This window comes from Sphingobacterium sp. JUb56, assembly GCF_014191365.1.
Taxonomy (GTDB): Bacteria; Bacteroidota; Bacteroidia; order Sphingobacteriales; family Sphingobacteriaceae; genus Sphingobacterium; species Sphingobacterium anhuiense.
This window is the reverse complement of record NZ_JACHWL010000001.1, coordinates 3894349-3909800: the sequence shown is the minus strand read 5'-3', so window position 1 is coordinate 3909800 and position 15452 is coordinate 3894349. Positions and strand designations below refer to the sequence as shown.

Below are 15452 nucleotides of genomic sequence, written 5' to 3'. Positions count from 1 at the left end.
TCCTTTTATACTGATGTACTGAATTTCTAGGGGTTGTTTATTTCAGGCTACTTCATAATTTATACACAAACATGATTATTCATCTCATGGATAATCTATCTTTTTAAACCGAAGCTAAAAAGCTTCGGTTTTTTTATGTTCCTTCGTATAAGGAAGACAATTCCTAGAATATAACAGCACCAATTATTTTTTTTTAAAAAAGTATGTAATATTTCGATACCCTTGCATGTCTTCTATATAAAAGCGATTAAAATTTATGAACCAAGAAACCTTTAAAACGACAGTCTTCATCCATAAGGATCGGTTATTTCGTTTTGCAAATAGGTTTTTGCTAGATCAGGATGATGCGTTTGATTTGGTTCAGGAAGTATTATTAAAGTTATGGGAATCGAGGAATGAACTTTTAAAAATTACGAATATCGAAGCTTATGCGATGCGAATGACAAAAAACTTTGCCTTGAATAGATTAAATAGAGAGGGGGTCAAAACAAAATATATGGCACAACTTGATCAAGATATTCAAAAAGAAAAGTATCCTTCCTTAACTAGAGAACTTATCTTAAAATTCATAGATCAGCTCCCTGAAAAGCAAAGACTGGTGATGTATCTCAGAGATATTGAGGAATATGAAATTGCAGACATTGTTGCCTTGGTCGGAATAGATGAAAATGCAGTGCGCGTAAATTTATCGCGAGCTCGAAATGTGGTAAAAGTCAATTTGACAAAAGTATTTGATTATGAAGAAAGAAGAATTAAAGAAATTAGAAGCTAAATATTTAGCAGGAGAAACGACTCTTGCCGAAGAAAGGTTACTAAAGGAGCAAAGCGAAGAGGGGTATTTTTCGGTCTTATCAAAGCAGGATAAAGCGGAGATGCCGTTGGATTTTGAATCTTTTTTAACAACAACAGAAAAGGTGCAATCTGTCCATCTGCCGCAAAAGAGAAAAATATGGACATTGTTTTCGTCTATCGCAGCAGCTGTTTTGGTCATCTGTTTAGGTATATGGTATTTGCCTAATCAAAAAGCAGTGGAAGAAGAAGAGGTGGCCACTCTTAAGATTCCCTCGAAGGAGCATCATGAAAAGGATATCATTGAAACGAAACCATTGGTTGAGAATAAAGAAAGTGAAAAAAAGCTATCACGGAATTCAACGGTTGTAAGGATCGATACTTACAATAGTGACCGATCAGTTTTAAAGCCAGAATTAGATCTGGCAAGTGAGCCACTTGCGTCAGAAGAATTTTATGTAGAGGTCAATGGGGTAAAAATTACAGATGAAGCGGAAGCATTAAAGATTACTGAAAATGCACTGCTATTTGCCTCTTCGAACTTAAAAAAAGGAATGAAGGAAGTTGAAAATATAAAATGTTTAAGTATTGAATTATAAAAATTATGAAAACGATATTATTAGTATTAGCGCTATTGTGTTCAAGTTTGGCACATGCTCAACTATCGAAATTAGATGAGATCTTCGAGCAATATAAAGAAGGAAAAGGGGTGACTTCTATTAAAATTGGTAAGCCTATGTTCAGCATGCTGAATAAGATGAAATTATCCGATAATGAAGTAAATAGTATAAAACCATTGCTTTCTAAAATAAACAGTATTAAGATGCTGATCTTAGAAGAGGCAGATCTAGGAGTACAATCTGATGTATCAAAAGCTATTGGCAAATTGAAATACGAAGAATTGATCACCATTAATTCGGAAGGTAATAAAATTAAATTTTTAGCAGAAGATACAGCAACTGATGTTATTAAAAATCTATTGCTCAGCATTCAATCTGAAGGAAGTACGATTTTTATGATCCTGGATGGTAAGGTGAGCTACGATGATGTAAATAAATTGGTCAATACTAAACAATAGGATTATGAAGCATTCAATAATTATAGGAGCCCTTTTACTCTTTTGTCTGACCTTGCAAAGTTGTTTTGTTAAAACAAGTCCAAACATGTCGTTTGTGAGTAAGAGAGACCTCTCAAGTGATACGGAAGTTGCATCAATAAGGGTACCGATGTTTTTAACAAAAGCATTTATTAAAGGTAAAATAAAAGAATTAGATGAAGAGGATGCGATTGCGGCATTGGCCTTGCGGAAAATCAAGAAGTTAAAGATCATGACAATTTCTGGAAATAAAAAAGATAATCTCATGAGTAAGTTTAATGCTTATCTAGCTAAAAATAATTTTGAAGAAATGATGAGTTTGTATAGTGAAGGATCAAAAATTACGATTAATACAGAGATGAAGAAAGATCATGTGAAGCGTGTGCTATTGGGGATCGCAGATGAGGGGGACTATGTTTTTGTTGATATTAAGGCTGATCTGGATTTAAATGAGTTATCTAAAATGATCGAGTATTACGAAAAGAAAAATAATAAAACTAAAATAATAAACTAGTTATGGAAAAGTTAATAACCGCAATTGCACTTGTTTTTAGCGTGTTTACCGCGCAGGCACAGCTTTCTAAAGTTAATGAATTTGTAAATTCATTGCCGAAAAAACAAAAAGGGATAGACATCTTTAGATTTAGTGGTGCTAATGTAAAAGATGTAAACAAACTTAGCGATGGAGATTTGTTTATGGATATTAAACAATTTGTTCCCGATTCTTTATTGAAAGATATTCAAGATTTGGTCATCTGCCAAATTGGGGCTGAGCAAGCTAAAGAATCTAAAGCTCTTGAAAATGCTATAAAAAAAGCAGATTTAAAAACGCTGTATGCTGTAGAAACAGATGGTGTGGCAGTGCAGATGTTGACAACAGATTTTGATCAGAATAATGCGCAGGATTTACTAATTGATGTGAAATCGGAAGATGATTCCAGAATAACTGTCATGCTAAAAGGAAAGATTCCAATGGAGTTGACTGGTAACGGTAAGTAGAAGCGGGTATATATAAAAAAAGCCTTGCAATTTTTTGCAAGGCTTTTTTTATATATAAAGCTTACGCTTAGTTTTTCTTAGCTAATTCTTCAGCGATTGCTTTTCCGATTTCAGCAGGAGATTGTACTACACGAATGCCACACTCAGCCATGATTTTCATCTTAGCAGCTGCAGTATCGTCAGCACCACCAACAATAGCACCAGCGTGACCCATACGACGTCCTGGAGGCGCTGTTTGACCAGCGATGAAACCTACTACTGGTTTAGTACCATTTTCTTTAATCCAAAGAGCAGCTTCAGCTTCCATACCACCACCGATTTCACCGATCATGATGATCGCTTCAGTTTCTGGATCATTCATTAATAATTCTACTGCTTCTTTAGTTGTAGTACCAATGATTGGGTCACCACCGATACCGATAGCAGTTGTAATACCTAGACCAGCTTTTACAGTTTGATCAACAGCTTCGTAAGTTAATGTTCCTGATTTAGAAACAATACCAACATTACCTTTTTTGAAGATGAAACCTGGCATGATACCAATCTTAGCTTCATCAGCAGTGATGATACCTGGACAGTTTGGTCCGATTAAACGAGAATTTTTGTCACTCAAGTAAGATTTTACTTGAATCATATCTTTAGTAGGAATACCTTCAGTGATACATACGATTACTTCGATACCTGCTTCTGCAGCTTCCATAATCGCATCTGCTGCAAATGCAGGAGGTACGAAAATAATAGAAACGTTAGCACCAGCTTTTTCTACAGCATCTTTAACAGTATTGAATACGGGACGGTCTAAATGTGTTTGACCACCTTTTCCTGGTGTAACACCACCAACTACGTTTGTTCCGTACTCGATCATTTGACTAGCATGATAAGTACCTTCTGTTCCAGTGAAACCTTGAACAACTACTTTTGAATCTTTATTAACTAATACACTCATTTCTTCTTAAAATTTTGCATCACAAATCTACTATTTTGCATTGGAAATAGGAAGTAATATAAATACTTATATCCCCTTAATTGATAAAAAATTAAGAGAACTTACTTTTTTGAATAAAATCCCAAGTTACGATACCAATTGTGACAGATACATTGAAGGAATGTTTTGTTCCAAATTGCGGAATTTCGATACAATAATCCACTAATGTCATCACTTCTTCATCTACACCATTCACTTCATTGCCAAATATTAAAGCATACTTAGCATCTATTGCAGGTATAAAGTTTTGTAATAGTACACTGTTTTCGGCTTGTTCGATCGCAATAATGGTATATCCCAATTCTTTTAAAGTTTTAATTGCTTCCGTAGTTTCTTCGACATGTTCCCATGGAATCGTTTGTGTCGCACCTAAAGCTGTTTTTTCAATTTCGCGATGTGGAGGTGTAGCCGTGATACCACATAAGAATATTTTTTCTATTGCAAATCCGTCAGCCGTTCTAAAAGCTGATCCGACATTATGCATACTTCTCACATTGTCTAGAACGAGTGTGATAGCTGTTTTCTCTTGGTTTTTGAATGTTTCAACATCAGCACGTTGCAGCTGATCCATGGATAATTTTTGCATGTTGCAAAGATAAGTATAGAAAACTTTAAAATAGATTTTGAATATTAGAAATAAGATGTTATTTTTGCATTCCGAATTTTAAGTAAAGAACGAATAAAAATTAGCTAAAAAATGGCAAATCATAAATCAGCGATCAAAAGAATTAGAGCAAACGCTACAAAGCGTTTAAGAAACCGTTACCAAGCAAAAACTACTCGTAACGCAATTAAAAAATTACGCACTTCTACTTCAGCAGAAGAAGCTAAAACTTTATTGCCTCGTGTAATTTCTATGCTTGATCGTTTGGCTAAGAAAAATGTAATCCACAAGAAAAAAGCTTCTAACAACAAATCTAAGTTAACTAAATTTGTTAACGGTTTAGTTTAAGCTTTCAGTATAATATATAAAGGGATACAGTTCTCTGTATCCCTTTTCTTTATGTTTTTACTTTACCCTGGATTTTCTCTTTTCCAAGCGAATGAATGTAAATAAAAGTGTCGAGATTCTCGACACTTTTTTATTTTTCTTATTTTTCCATTACCGCTGCAATTGCCTTTTTCAGAGCCGCTGGGTTTTTCATATAAGGTTCTAAATCATAAATCTCAACCTTTTTAAAGTCTATAGGATGACTCTCGCTTTGAAGAGAGATTGTTCCTTTACTGAGTAGTTGCCCCGCTTTTGTTTTTGGAAGGTCAGAGTGCGATACATTTCCACCACCATATTGTGGCTTCTGATATTCGAGAACTTTTTCTCCATTTACAAAATGTTGGATAATTGAATCTCCTAAGACAAGAAAATCTGCTGTTACCCATTGATCTCCATGATAAGTTTTCGATGTAGAGCTTACACAATGTGGTGTAAATAATTTATTGTTCATGACAACATTTGTACCCGGTGTACATAGATTACTTGTTGTCCGTTCATTTGTTCCGTCGCCACCTAATAACTGGCCTTCAATTGAAACTGGAAAATCTTGATCTTTTGCCATTGTTTTAGGATCTTGACCATGTAACATAGCACCACTGTTGCGCCACGCCCAGCCTTCACCTCCATTAGCTTGATCGCCAACGAAACGATATTGAACACGCAGGATGTAAGCAGAAAATTCTTTGTTGTAGAATAAATGGCCATATTGTTGATCAAATTGATCATACCCATCATATCTTACTTTTAATAAACCATCTTCAACACGAAACGTATTCGCATAGTTTTCTCCAACCTCGTGCTTGCTAATTTTTGGCGTCCAATTTTTTATATCCTTGCCATTGAACAATTGTAATGGTTTTGGTTTCTTGTTCAGTGAGCTGGCGCCAACTGAAACACACAGGGCAAGTCCTGCTAAACTAAAAAATAGTTTTTTATAATTCATTATTAAGATTTTAGGTATTAGAGAACTAAAATACTTAAAAATATTAAATTAACAATTGTTTTTGCTTTACATATTCGCTTGGTCTTACACCGATCACTTTATTAAAGGTATTACTGAACGTCGGCAAACTACTATAACCTACCTTCAGAGCAACTTCATTTACACTCAGTTTTTCATCTAAAAGAAGTTTAAGAGCCGTTAACATTCTTAATATTGTATAATACTGTATAAAAGACATGTTGAGTTCTTTCTGGAAAAGACGCGCTAATGTACGTTCGCTGATGTTGAATTTCTGAGAAAGTGTTTTAAAGCTTACATTCTCCTCAATGCGGCTTTCTAAAAAGGTGACGATATCTTTTAGCTTTTGATTGTTCGGATAGGGGAGTGCCAATGGTAGCTCGTGCCGGGAGACTTCAGGTAATAATAATTTAAATGCTTTTGCAAGCGAATATTTAGGCTCTTCAACCGGGAAAATATTGCCGTTCCATCTGTTTGTGAACATGATCAACTCATTAAGAAGATCGTCGACAGGGTAGATGCTTATCTTCTTGTAGAATTCCTGGTCAGTATCATACTTTGGAAAATAAAGATTACGCATAACCACATCAGGGGTGCTCGGATGAATACTGTGACGAATGCCAGCCGGTATCCAGATGTAATGTCTTGCAGGAAGAAAATAGGACTTCTCAGCTGTTTTTAAAAAAACAACACCACCTTCTGTGTAAAGAAATTGATCTTTATTGTGCACATGCTCGGTAATAAAATTTTCGCCAATGATAGCATGGTGACAATAGATGCTATCCTCAAAAGAATCCACTTCTGTTACGTAATAACGATTAACATATTTGGGATCTTTTATATCGCTTTTTATATTCATGATTTCCTTCCGTTTCCGTTGCAAAGTTAAAGTTTTTATACAAAAGCTTTGTATTACTTTATGAATGTAAGTTAATACTCACCATTATTGATTGTTAATTTGGGTCTGTAAGTAAGTGTGTACTAATTTTTTGAAATTTTTTAAATAATTAAGAGGTTGATTGATAGTGTTTTATGTGTTTTCAAATATTTAATATTAAAACGATTTCTTCTGATAAAAAATATTAAATGCTGATTTATAAATAATTACAAATATATCGTCTTTATTGGATAATTTTGTGACTAATTGCAATAAATTGACATAGAAAAAATAACTTAATATTGTTTGTTCTAATATTCAAACAATTACTAAGAATATGTTTGTAAATATTAGTAAATTGGGAAATAAGTAAAGGAATATGTCATACGATAGAATTAAACTTAAAAGTTTACTTGATAAAGTAATTACAGCAGAGCAGGCTGCACAACTATTTGAAAATGGTATGATCGTTGGCTCAAGTGGATTTACGAAAGCCGGAGACAGCAAAGTCGTATTGCCAGCTTTGGCAGACCGGGCGAAAACAGATCCTTTAAAGATAACATTGATCACAGGTGCTTCTTTAGGTCATGGCACAGATGGTAAGCTGGCTGAAGCTGGTGTTCTTGCTAAGCGTATGCCGTTCCAGGTGGACCGAACACTTAGAGGAAAGATCAATAGCGGGGAAGTCCTATTTATTGACCAGCATTTGAGTGAAACAGCAGAGTTGCTACACAATAAGAATTTAGCCTCTGTTGATATTGCCGTACTTGAAGTAGCAGCGATTGAAGCCGATGGTAGTATTATTCCGACCACTTCAGTGGGTAACTCAGCAACTTTTGCTGCTTTAGCCAAGCATGTGATCTTAGAAATAAATACAGCTGTTCCGATGGAGATTCGTGGCATCCATGATATCTATCAAGCCGAAGATTATCCAAGAAGAAACGTTATACCTATAGTAGCTCCTGAGAATAAAATTGGGCGAAAAACAATTGCCTTAGACCCTTCAAAAGTCGTTGGAATTGTATTTACTGATATCGAAGATAGTCCGGCAGATATTGCAGAACCAGATACTAAGACAACGGCTATTGCGAGTCATATCTTAAATTTCTTTGAGAAAGAAGTAGAAATGGGACATCTGTCTTCCAGTTTATTACCGCTTCAGGCGGGGATAGGTAAAGTTGCGAACGCTGTTTTAATGGGTTTTAAAGACAGTAATTTCCGCAATTTAACGATGTTCTCAGAAGTTTTACAAGATAGTACCTTTGATTTAATTGATGCGGGAGTAATGGATTTTGCATCGGCTTCTTCCATTACGGTTTCAAAGCCCTGCTATGATCGTGTATTTGGAAACTTGGATAAGTATCGTGATAAGATGGTCTTGAGACCGCAAAATATCTCAAATACTCCAGGATTAATTCGTCGTTTGGGTGTTATCGCTATTAATACGGCTATTGAATTTGATATTTATGGCAATGTAAATTCCACACATATTTCAGGTACTAATATTATGAATGGTATAGGTGGTTCAGGTGATTTTGCAAGAAATGCTTACTTAAGTATATTCGTAACACAGGCAGCATCAAAAGAAGATCGTATTTCGCATGTGTTACCCATGGTATCACATGTTGATCATACAGAACATGATGTTGACATATTAGTAACTGATATCGGTCTAGCCGATTTAAGAGGATTAGCTCCTCGTGAACGCGCTCAAGTTATCATTGATAACTGTGTTCATCCAGATTATAAAGAGCAGTTACAAGATTACTATGACCGTGCCTGTGAGCGCGGGGGCCATACACCACATATCTTGGAAGAAGCATTTAGCTGGCATGTGAATTTGCGCGATCAAGGAAGTATGAAGAAATAAAAAAAGAGTGATACAATAAAAAAGTAAAGCAGCTATTCTTAAGAATAGCTGCTTTACTTTTTTGTCCCCAATTCAATGATTGGTAATAGACAATGATAAAAGCTCGCTTACTCTAAAATATGCTATTTTTTAACCATGTTTTAGTTTTACTTGCTTCTTGTCTTACCATCGTTATTGAATAAATTTGGAAGTTATATTTCTCTTTTTTATGTAAAAGTCTAAAACGCGTCCCGCTTCTAGGGGTCTATCGGTGCTCAAAATATCTGCGCCATTTTCAATAAAGCGGGCATAAAGTTGATCTCCTTTTTGTTTGGCCTGCCGGTCTAAATTTCCTAGTGTACCTAATATACACATGATACCATGTTCATGAAGTAGCTCTATTAAGTTTTTATCCGCTTCTCTGGTGCCGAGAAAGGCAATAATGCGATTATCTGGAATATCTCGATCATTGAGCCGCACTAAATCTGCTTCATTTTTTATAGGTGCAGATAGCATGAGGTCAGGGGCTAAATTATGCACAACAGCAGCCTGATTTGCGGAATACGTAATGATTATGGCATTACTTTCAGCTTTTTGACTGCGAATAGCACGGATCACCAAATCATAGGGAACTCCTTGTTTAATATCTAAGGTGAAGATGACTCTACCTTTGCCCCATGCTAAGGCTTCTTCCAAGCTCGGAATTCGATAAGGGGTTAGCTTTCCATTAGGATCTTTTAATCTTAAACCTTTTAATTCATTTTTAGTTTTAGAATCTACTGATCCAGAGCCATTAGTTGTTCTGTTTAAGTTGCTGTCATGCATCAATATTAAAGCAGAATCCTTAGTCAACCTAACATCACATTCCACAATGACAGGTCTGTAGCTCGCGTTAAATGCAAAAGTTTCTACTGCATTTTCAGGATAACCGGTTGTAGGGCCTCCTCGATGTAAGCTAATGAGCGGATATCGGTTTTCATCGTATGTTAAAAATTGATAAAGCTCCTCTGCTGTTTTTAAATTGAGTGTTTTACTACCCGCCAGAACATCCGAAGATGTGCCGGTCCGAAAGCAGGATGCTAAAAGTGCGGTTGTAAAAATTAAAAAAGGGAAGAGATTTATTCTTCTAAACATACAGTGATTTGTTATTGGTTTTTCTTTAATAAAATGATGAGATCATCTATTGGCGTATTGATATGATCAATAATTAGATGAGCTTGTTGATAAAACGGTTCTCTTTCAGTTAATTTTTCAGTAATAAAATTAAATAGTTCCTCTTCAGTTTTACCGATTAAAATAGGTCTTTTATTCGGTTTTGACTGAGACAATCTATCAAATAGCGATTTTGGTGACATCTGTAAATACACCGAAATACCATTTTCATTCATCCACTGCATGTTATCAAAAAAACATGGAGAGCCACCTCCGGTAGAAACGATTGCATTTTGTTGCGCAGTTTTTAGTAACTGCTTGCGTTCTAATTCTCTAAATTTTTCTTCCCCGTGCAACTGAAAATATTCTGTGATGGACATGCCTATCTCTTTGACAATTTCATCATCAGTATCGATAAAAGGTAACTCTAATTTACTTGCTAACTTTTTGGCTAAAGTGGTTTTTCCACTTCCCATATAGCCAATTAAAAAAATAGGTTTTGGCATATTATTATTTATCTAAACTTAAGTATCGCTCTTCTATATCTTTTGCATCGGGTATAGCATTGTAATGCCATTTGTCGATTACGGTTCCTGATTTTAATAAAAGTACCCCAGGATTTGCACGGATCATGCTTTTCAACGGAATAAGATCAGCATAGAATATTTCTGAAATTAAGTGTAATTTATCACTTAGGTAGTCAGAATCTTCAGAAGAACTGGCCGTCAATAACACTATTCGTAGATTGTAATCTTCCGTTAGTTTTGTCGCTATTTTATTGATTTTATCTAAAGCCTCTACATTAGCTTTGGACAGGTCTTTAGCAACAATAATTAAATTATAATAAGGATTATTGATTATTTCTTGGGTATGGTCATTTCCTTCAGCATCTGTAATCAGAAGATCTGTAATCGGAATCTGATAGCCTTTCTTCACCAATTTACTTTGCGGTTCGCCAACGATTTCCCAGTTTGTGTCTTCCCAGACTTTTTCAGACATGTAAATTTTATCGGTAATGGTTTTTGTTTCCCCCGTTTTAACATTTTTCATGCTGTAGATCTGTTCATAAACATCGCCTTCTTTTCCTTCAGGTAGAACCATTAGGGATGGGATATTATTACCGATTTTATAAGGTAAAAAATCTATAAACGGTAAATACATGAACGTATAGATTCCAATGCCAAAAGATAGGACTGCTGTAAATGTTGCTACGAGGCCACGATTGGTCGGATCTTTAATGAGTGGTGTAATTTGATTGCGGTAAACAAAAATGATTAAGATCAAAGCAAGCAATACGAGATCCTTGCCAAAGGACTGCCAGGGTGTCAGCGGAATAGCGTCGCCAAAACAACCACATGAAGTAACAACTTCAAAAAAAGCAGAGTAAAAAGTAAGGAAAGTGAAGAAAATGATCAGCAGTAATAAACCCCACGCTACAAGCTTTTTGTAAAAACCTAACAAAAGCCATATACCCAATATTATTTCTAGTGCACAGACAACGATAGCAATCGCTGTAGCATAGTCATTTAAAAAGTCGGTATGAAAAACATGAAAATATTCTTCGAGTTTATAACCAAAGCCAGTAGGGTCATTAGCCTTTATAAAACCGGAGAAAATAAAAAGAAGACCTGTAAAGATGCGCGCAAAGCAAAGTAGATAGTTTGTTTTTTGCGATTTATTATTGATGACTGCTGACATAATTTTAGTTTGATTGAGCTAACCCCATTTTTATAAGTGCAAAAACGGCATAATTTAACATATCTTGATAATTGGCATGTATTCCTTCGGAGGCGATGGTGGCGCCGTTATTGTCTTCAATTTGTTTCACACGGTGAATTTTCATGAGTATCAGATCTGTTAACGAAGAAATCCGCATATCGCGCCATGCTTCGCCATAATCGTGATTTTTAGCAAGCATAAGGTCACGTGTTTCATTTACTTTTTCAGTGTATTTTTCATTTACAAATTCTGGGCTTAAATTTTCTTCACCATCTTCACCTAATTCGAGCTGAATCATACCCATAATACAATAATTGATGATACCCACATATTCTTCCAAAATACCTTCCCCAACTTTAGATACTTTTTTGATCTCTAAAGTACGAATGCGTTGTGCTTTAATATAAATTTGATCGGTTATAGAAGGAAGTCGCATAATACGCCAGGCTGTTCCATAATCTTTCGTTTTCTTGATAAATAAATCTTGGCAGTGCTCGATAACTGTATTGTATTCCTGAGTAGTATTCATAACTATTATTTGCGTATTTCACGAGAAAGTGAGTGAACTATTGTTACAAATATAATTAGAATTAACCATTTTTATGCGTCACAATTATGTCCAATTTAGCTGAATATCGCTAATAAAAAATAAAAATGTTGATATTTGATTTAAGGATTTATCGCTTGAGTATCGGTAAATTATAAAAGGATGACAGATGATAATTAAAAAACCTGAAATAAGAGAAGTTAGAATTACCCGCTACATACAGCCTTTTCGTGAAGGAGGTTCTTTGCCGGCATTGGCCGATGCAGATGATGGCTTTAGTTACGTGATTAAGTTCAGAGGTGCCGGACAGGGAAAGAAAGCTTTAATTGCAGAGTTGATAGGCGGAGAGATTGCCCGTGTTCTTAATCTCAGAATGCCTGAAATGGTTTTTGCAGATTTGGATGAATCTTTTGCCAGGACCGAACCAGATGAGGAAATCCAAGACTTATTAAAATTTAGTGTTGGCAAAAATCTAGGTGTTCATTTTTTAAATGGGGCCATTACTTTTGATGCCAATGTTGATCAGATAAGTCCTGAAGAAGCATCTCGAATTGTCTGGCTCGATGCGTTGTTGATGAATGTTGATCGTACGGTCCGTAATACAAACATGCTGATCTGGCATAAAGAATTATGGTTGATTGATCATGGAGCTTCCTTATACTTCCATCATAGTTGGGACAATTGGGAAGAGCAAGCTATAAAACCCTTTGTGCAGATAAAAGATCATGTGTTATTAAAGAACGCCAACCAAGTTGAATCGGTAGACCGACAATACCGTTCTTTATTAACCGAAGAAGTGATCCGTAATATAGTGGATATCATACCAAGTGAATGGTTAGTTGATGAATCGAGAGATTTATCTGCAACCGAGGCGCGAGAAGTTTACGTGTCCTTTTTGATGAAGCGCTTAGCACATGCTGATCATTTTTTAAATCAAATTGAAGATGCCCGAAAAAACATTATATGAGTATGCGGTGGTACGCTTAGTACCACGTGTGGAGCGTGAAGAGTTTATTAATGTTGGTGTGGCGTTATATTGCCGGAAATACCGATTTGCAAATGTTCTGTTTGATATCGATGAAGTGCGCGCCAGATCATTATTTCCGGATATGGATATAGAAATGATAAAGGCTCATCTGGAATCTTTTGTGAAAATATGTAGAGGAGCAAAAGATGGTGGCAAATTAGCCGCGTTGGATCAGACAGAACGTTTCAGATGGTTGACCGCCAACCGAAGCACAGTTATCCAGTGTTCTCCGGTACACCCCGGATTATGTGAAGATCCGGCAGAAACTTTACAACTTCTTTTTAACAAGCTGGTTTTATAAATTGTATATTTTATCTACCATATAAGTATAGTATATTTGTACTGTTACATAAAGGGATTACACCCATGAATGATTTTTACGAACACATTTATCAAAAACAATTGGAGGTATTTGAAATGCCTTCCAATAAAAAAATATCAGGTTGGGCAGTAGGGATCTTAGATCTGTTATTTCCAGAGCGAAATGCAGGTGGGATAAAATCTGTCGCAGAAGTGCAACTTGCTTTTCAGCAAGCTGAGCTTGAATTAGAGCAACTGTTAAGTAAATCAAAGGCTTGTGAAGCATGTGATCACTCGCTTGTTGCACGTGATTTTTTTCAATCATTACCACAATTATATGAATTGATGTGTTCAGACGCTGATGCTTTGATAGCAGGCGATCCGGCGGCAAAGAATCAACGGGAAGTTATTCGTACATATCCCGGTTTTTTCGCAATAAGTATTTTTCGGATCGCAAATAGACTTCACCGTCTTGGTGTTCCTTTGATACCCCGTATTTTAACAGAGCACGCGCATTCGAAGACGGGCATTGATATTCATCCGGCAGCAACTATCGGCCATCATCTTTATATTGATCATGGTACAGGTTTAGTCGTAGGTGAAACCTGTGTTATCGGTAATTATGTAAAGCTTTATCAGGGGGTGACGTTAGGCGCATTGAGTGTTGAGAAAATTTTATGCAATGTGAAAAGGCATCCTACAATCGAAGATCATACCATTATTTACTCGGGAGCAACAATATTGGGTGGCGATACTGTTGTAGGCCATCACTCCGTTATCGGGGGAAATGTGTGGTTGACAAATTCTGTAGAGCCTTATACAACTGTCTATCATCAAGCAAATTCTAAATTTATAGATTCCAAACCTTTAATTTAATATGGGAAATATCATTGATACCATTGGCAATACTCCTTTAGTTGAAATCACAAAATTTCATAGTAATCGAAATGTGAAGATTTACGCTAAAATGGAAGGAAATAATCCTGCAGGTAGTGTAAAAGACCGTGCTGCATTGAATATGATTCGATCGGCTATGGAAAGAGGTGAAATTACGAAGGATACAAAGTTGATTGAAGCAACGAGTGGAAATACAGGTATTGCTCTCGCTATGATTGCAGGAATTTATGGCCTAAGTTTAGAATTAGTAATGCCCGTTACTTCTACGCGCGAACGGACATTAACGATGCAGGCATTTGGTGCACAGGTCACATTATTAGAGAGCATGGAGATCTGTCGTGATTATGCGGAAGATAAAGCTGCCACAGGAGATTATTTTATTTTAAACCAGTTCGCAAATCCCGATAATTATAAAGCACATATTAAAACTACAGGTCCTGAGATCTGGCGTGATACCGCAGGAAAGATTACACATTTTGTTAGTGCAATGGGTACTACCGGTACGATAATGGGAAACTCTATATATCTGAAGGAGAAAAATCCTGAAATACAGATCGTCGGTTGTCAACCAACTGAGGAGTCATCCATTCCGGGTATTCGTCGCTGGCCTGAGGAATATCTGCCGAAGATATTTGACGCTTCTCGTGTCGACCGTATTCTAGATATCTCGCAGAAAGAATCTACTGAGATGGCTCGTGAGTTAGTGAAAAGGGAGGGTATATTTGCAGGTATGAGTTCCGGAGGAGCATTTGCGGCCGCATTGAAGGTAGCAAATGAAATTGAAGAAGGAACTATTGTATTTATTGCATGTGATCGGGGTGACCGTTATTTAAGCTCAGACTTATTTGCCTAAGTAGCATTTTTATAATTTTAGAAAAAAGAGTCATCCCTTCCGGATGACTCTTTTTTTTACCTTGTTATTTCATTTTCTACATCTTAACTTTTTAATCAGATTTGATGATTCTCTACTTGAAGTTATCCACATTGTGAATTAATATTGTTGATAACTATAATGCTTGTATTTTATGTTATCCACATTTTATTATAAAAATGTGAATAAGGTATTTATGCAGGATTTAATGCTTTATGACTGATTAAATAGTATTTAAAGCTGTATTTTTTAAATTTTAGTTTTACAAAAAAAAGTATTAAACATTTATATTTTTTCTGATAATCTTTTTAAACTTATTTATACTGTCCATAAATAACTAGAATATATATGAATAACCAAATGTTAATAAGTTAAGATTGCTGCAATTATTA

19 protein-coding genes are annotated in these 15452 nt (G+C 35.7%); 11 read left to right on the top strand and 8 right to left on the bottom strand.

The window, feature by feature from the left end; genetic code table 11:
* Positions 1 to 256: 256 nt before the first annotated feature.
* From FHR29_RS16675 to FHR29_RS16655, 5 genes are all read left to right on the top strand, one after another.
* Positions 257 to 772, top strand: a complete 516-nt coding sequence (locus tag FHR29_RS16675) for an RNA polymerase sigma factor (RefSeq protein ID WP_021187805.1) — start codon at positions 257 to 259, stop codon at positions 770 to 772.
* Positions 738 to 1388: a hypothetical protein gene (locus FHR29_RS16670; protein ID WP_021187806.1), complete on the top strand. Its 651-nt coding sequence runs from the start codon at positions 738 to 740 to the stop codon at positions 1386 to 1388. Before FHR29_RS16675 ends, FHR29_RS16670 begins: the two co-directional genes overlap by 35 nt.
* A 5-nt stretch (positions 1389 to 1393) precedes the next feature.
* Entirely contained in the window at positions 1394 to 1867 is a 474-nt protein-coding gene (locus FHR29_RS16665; protein ID WP_021187807.1) for a DUF4252 domain-containing protein, read from the top strand.
* An 85-nt stretch (positions 1868 to 1952) separates the two neighbouring features.
* Entirely contained in the window at positions 1953 to 2399 is a 447-nt protein-coding gene (locus FHR29_RS16660) for a DUF4252 domain-containing protein (RefSeq protein WP_221197891.1), read from the top strand.
* 2 nt (positions 2400 to 2401) lie between these two features.
* Positions 2402 to 2884, top strand: coding sequence for a hypothetical protein (locus tag FHR29_RS16655; protein ID WP_183915872.1), 483 nt, complete (start codon positions 2402 to 2404; stop codon positions 2882 to 2884).
* A gap of 67 nt (positions 2885 to 2951) precedes the next feature.
* On the opposite strand, the gene sucD is transcribed toward FHR29_RS16655, so the two are convergent.
* A complete protein-coding gene (sucD, locus tag FHR29_RS16650; protein ID WP_132772105.1) occupies positions 2952 to 3830 on the bottom strand; it encodes a succinate--CoA ligase subunit alpha in 879 nt (292 codons plus the stop codon).
* 91 nt (positions 3831 to 3921) lie between these two features.
* Positions 3922 to 4455, bottom strand: coding sequence for an RNA methyltransferase (locus FHR29_RS16645; RefSeq protein WP_183915870.1), 534 nt, complete (start codon positions 4453 to 4455; stop codon positions 3922 to 3924).
* Between the two features lie 111 nt (positions 4456 to 4566).
* Here FHR29_RS16645 and rpsT point away from each other — a divergent pair, with 111 nt between their 5' ends.
* Positions 4567 to 4821: a 30S ribosomal protein S20 gene (gene rpsT / locus FHR29_RS16640; protein ID WP_132844653.1), complete on the top strand. Its 255-nt coding sequence runs from the start codon at positions 4567 to 4569 to the stop codon at positions 4819 to 4821.
* Positions 4822 to 4960: 139 nt separating this feature from the next.
* Here the strand turns inward: rpsT and FHR29_RS16635 are convergent, their stop codons facing one another.
* On the bottom strand, positions 4961 to 5803 hold the full coding sequence (locus FHR29_RS16635; RefSeq protein ID WP_132772107.1) for a DUF1080 domain-containing protein: 843 nt from the start codon (positions 5801 to 5803) through the stop codon (positions 4961 to 4963).
* Positions 5804 to 5846: 43 nt separating this feature from the next.
* Positions 5847 to 6680: an AraC family transcriptional regulator gene (locus tag FHR29_RS16630; RefSeq protein ID WP_183915868.1), complete on the bottom strand. Its 834-nt coding sequence runs from the start codon at positions 6678 to 6680 to the stop codon at positions 5847 to 5849.
* A 397-nt stretch (positions 6681 to 7077) separates the two neighbouring features.
* On the opposite strand from FHR29_RS16630, the gene FHR29_RS16625 reads away from it, so the two are divergent.
* Positions 7078 to 8568: a succinate CoA transferase gene (locus FHR29_RS16625; RefSeq protein ID WP_021187814.1), complete on the top strand. Its 1491-nt coding sequence runs from the start codon at positions 7078 to 7080 to the stop codon at positions 8566 to 8568.
* Positions 8569 to 8739: 171 nt separating this feature from the next.
* Here FHR29_RS16625 and FHR29_RS16620 read toward each other — a convergent pair whose 3' ends face one another.
* Genes FHR29_RS16620 through FHR29_RS16605 form a run of 4 tightly spaced genes read right to left on the bottom strand, consistent with a single transcriptional unit; the run spans position 8740 to position 11947 of the window.
* Positions 8740 to 9681, bottom strand: a complete 942-nt coding sequence (locus tag FHR29_RS16620; protein ID WP_132772108.1) for a glycerophosphodiester phosphodiesterase family protein — start codon at positions 9679 to 9681, stop codon at positions 8740 to 8742.
* A gap of 11 nt (positions 9682 to 9692) precedes the next feature.
* Positions 9693 to 10205, bottom strand: a complete 513-nt coding sequence (locus tag FHR29_RS16615; protein ID WP_132772109.1) for a shikimate kinase — start codon at positions 10203 to 10205, stop codon at positions 9693 to 9695.
* Between the two features lie 4 nt (positions 10206 to 10209).
* Complete coding sequence (locus FHR29_RS16610) at positions 10210 to 11400, bottom strand: BT_3928 family protein (RefSeq protein ID WP_409049543.1); 1191 nt, start codon at positions 11398 to 11400, stop codon at positions 10210 to 10212.
* A gap of 1 nt (position 11401) precedes the next feature.
* Positions 11402 to 11947, bottom strand: coding sequence for a DUF1599 domain-containing protein (locus FHR29_RS16605; RefSeq protein ID WP_132844649.1), 546 nt, complete (start codon positions 11945 to 11947; stop codon positions 11402 to 11404).
* Positions 11948 to 12134: 187 nt separating this feature from the next.
* Between FHR29_RS16605 and FHR29_RS16600 the strand changes: the two genes are divergently transcribed.
* The 4 genes from FHR29_RS16600 to cysM all read left to right on the top strand — a co-directional run bounded on the left by FHR29_RS16600 (position 12135) and on the right by cysM (position 15042).
* Entirely contained in the window at positions 12135 to 12932 is a 798-nt protein-coding gene (locus FHR29_RS16600) for a HipA family kinase (protein WP_183915866.1), read from the top strand.
* Positions 12910 to 13293: a DUF3037 domain-containing protein gene (locus tag FHR29_RS16595; RefSeq protein ID WP_183915864.1), complete on the top strand. Its 384-nt coding sequence runs from the start codon at positions 12910 to 12912 to the stop codon at positions 13291 to 13293. The genes FHR29_RS16600 and FHR29_RS16595 overlap by 23 nt, the downstream gene beginning before the upstream one ends.
* Before the next feature lie 65 nt (positions 13294 to 13358).
* On the top strand, positions 13359 to 14168 hold the full coding sequence (locus FHR29_RS16590; RefSeq protein ID WP_021189639.1) for a serine O-acetyltransferase: 810 nt from the start codon (positions 13359 to 13361) through the stop codon (positions 14166 to 14168).
* Between the two features lies 1 nt (position 14169).
* A complete protein-coding gene (gene cysM, locus FHR29_RS16585; protein WP_132772112.1) occupies positions 14170 to 15042 on the top strand; it encodes a cysteine synthase CysM in 873 nt (290 codons plus the stop codon).
* Positions 15043 to 15452: the final 410 nt, after the last annotated feature.

Coding starts and splice junctions, on each gene's coding strand:
- FHR29_RS16675 (WP_021187805.1), top strand. CDS start 257: ATGAACCAAGAAACCTTTAAAACGACAGTCTTCATCCATAAGGATCGG.
- FHR29_RS16670 (WP_021187806.1), top strand. CDS start 738: ATGAAGAAAGAAGAATTAAAGAAATTAGAAGCTAAATATTTAGCAGGA.
- FHR29_RS16665 (WP_021187807.1), top strand. CDS start 1,394: ATGAAAACGATATTATTAGTATTAGCGCTATTGTGTTCAAGTTTGGCA.
- FHR29_RS16660 (WP_221197891.1), top strand. CDS start 1,953: ATGTCGTTTGTGAGTAAGAGAGACCTCTCAAGTGATACGGAAGTTGCA.
- FHR29_RS16655 (WP_183915872.1), top strand. CDS start 2,402: ATGGAAAAGTTAATAACCGCAATTGCACTTGTTTTTAGCGTGTTTACC.
- sucD (WP_132772105.1), bottom strand. CDS start 3,830: ATGAGTGTATTAGTTAATAAAGATTCAAAAGTAGTTGTTCAAGGTTTC.
- FHR29_RS16645 (WP_183915870.1), bottom strand. CDS start 4,455: ATGCAAAAATTATCCATGGATCAGCTGCAACGTGCTGATGTTGAAACA.
- rpsT (WP_132844653.1), top strand. CDS start 4,567: ATGGCAAATCATAAATCAGCGATCAAAAGAATTAGAGCAAACGCTACA.
- FHR29_RS16635 (WP_132772107.1), bottom strand. CDS start 5,803: ATGAATTATAAAAAACTATTTTTTAGTTTAGCAGGACTTGCCCTGTGT.
- FHR29_RS16630 (WP_183915868.1), bottom strand. CDS start 6,680: ATGAATATAAAAAGCGATATAAAAGATCCCAAATATGTTAATCGTTAT.
- FHR29_RS16625 (WP_021187814.1), top strand. CDS start 7,078: ATGTCATACGATAGAATTAAACTTAAAAGTTTACTTGATAAAGTAATT.
- FHR29_RS16620 (WP_132772108.1), bottom strand. CDS start 9,681: ATGTTTAGAAGAATAAATCTCTTCCCTTTTTTAATTTTTACAACCGCA.
- FHR29_RS16615 (WP_132772109.1), bottom strand. CDS start 10,205: ATGCCAAAACCTATTTTTTTAATTGGCTATATGGGAAGTGGAAAAACC.
- FHR29_RS16605 (WP_132844649.1), bottom strand. CDS start 11,947: ATGAATACTACTCAGGAATACAATACAGTTATCGAGCACTGCCAAGAT.
- FHR29_RS16600 (WP_183915866.1), top strand. CDS start 12,135: ATGATAATTAAAAAACCTGAAATAAGAGAAGTTAGAATTACCCGCTAC.
- FHR29_RS16595 (WP_183915864.1), top strand. CDS start 12,910: ATGCCCGAAAAAACATTATATGAGTATGCGGTGGTACGCTTAGTACCA.
- FHR29_RS16590 (WP_021189639.1), top strand. CDS start 13,359: ATGAATGATTTTTACGAACACATTTATCAAAAACAATTGGAGGTATTT.
- cysM (WP_132772112.1), top strand. CDS start 14,170: ATGGGAAATATCATTGATACCATTGGCAATACTCCTTTAGTTGAAATC.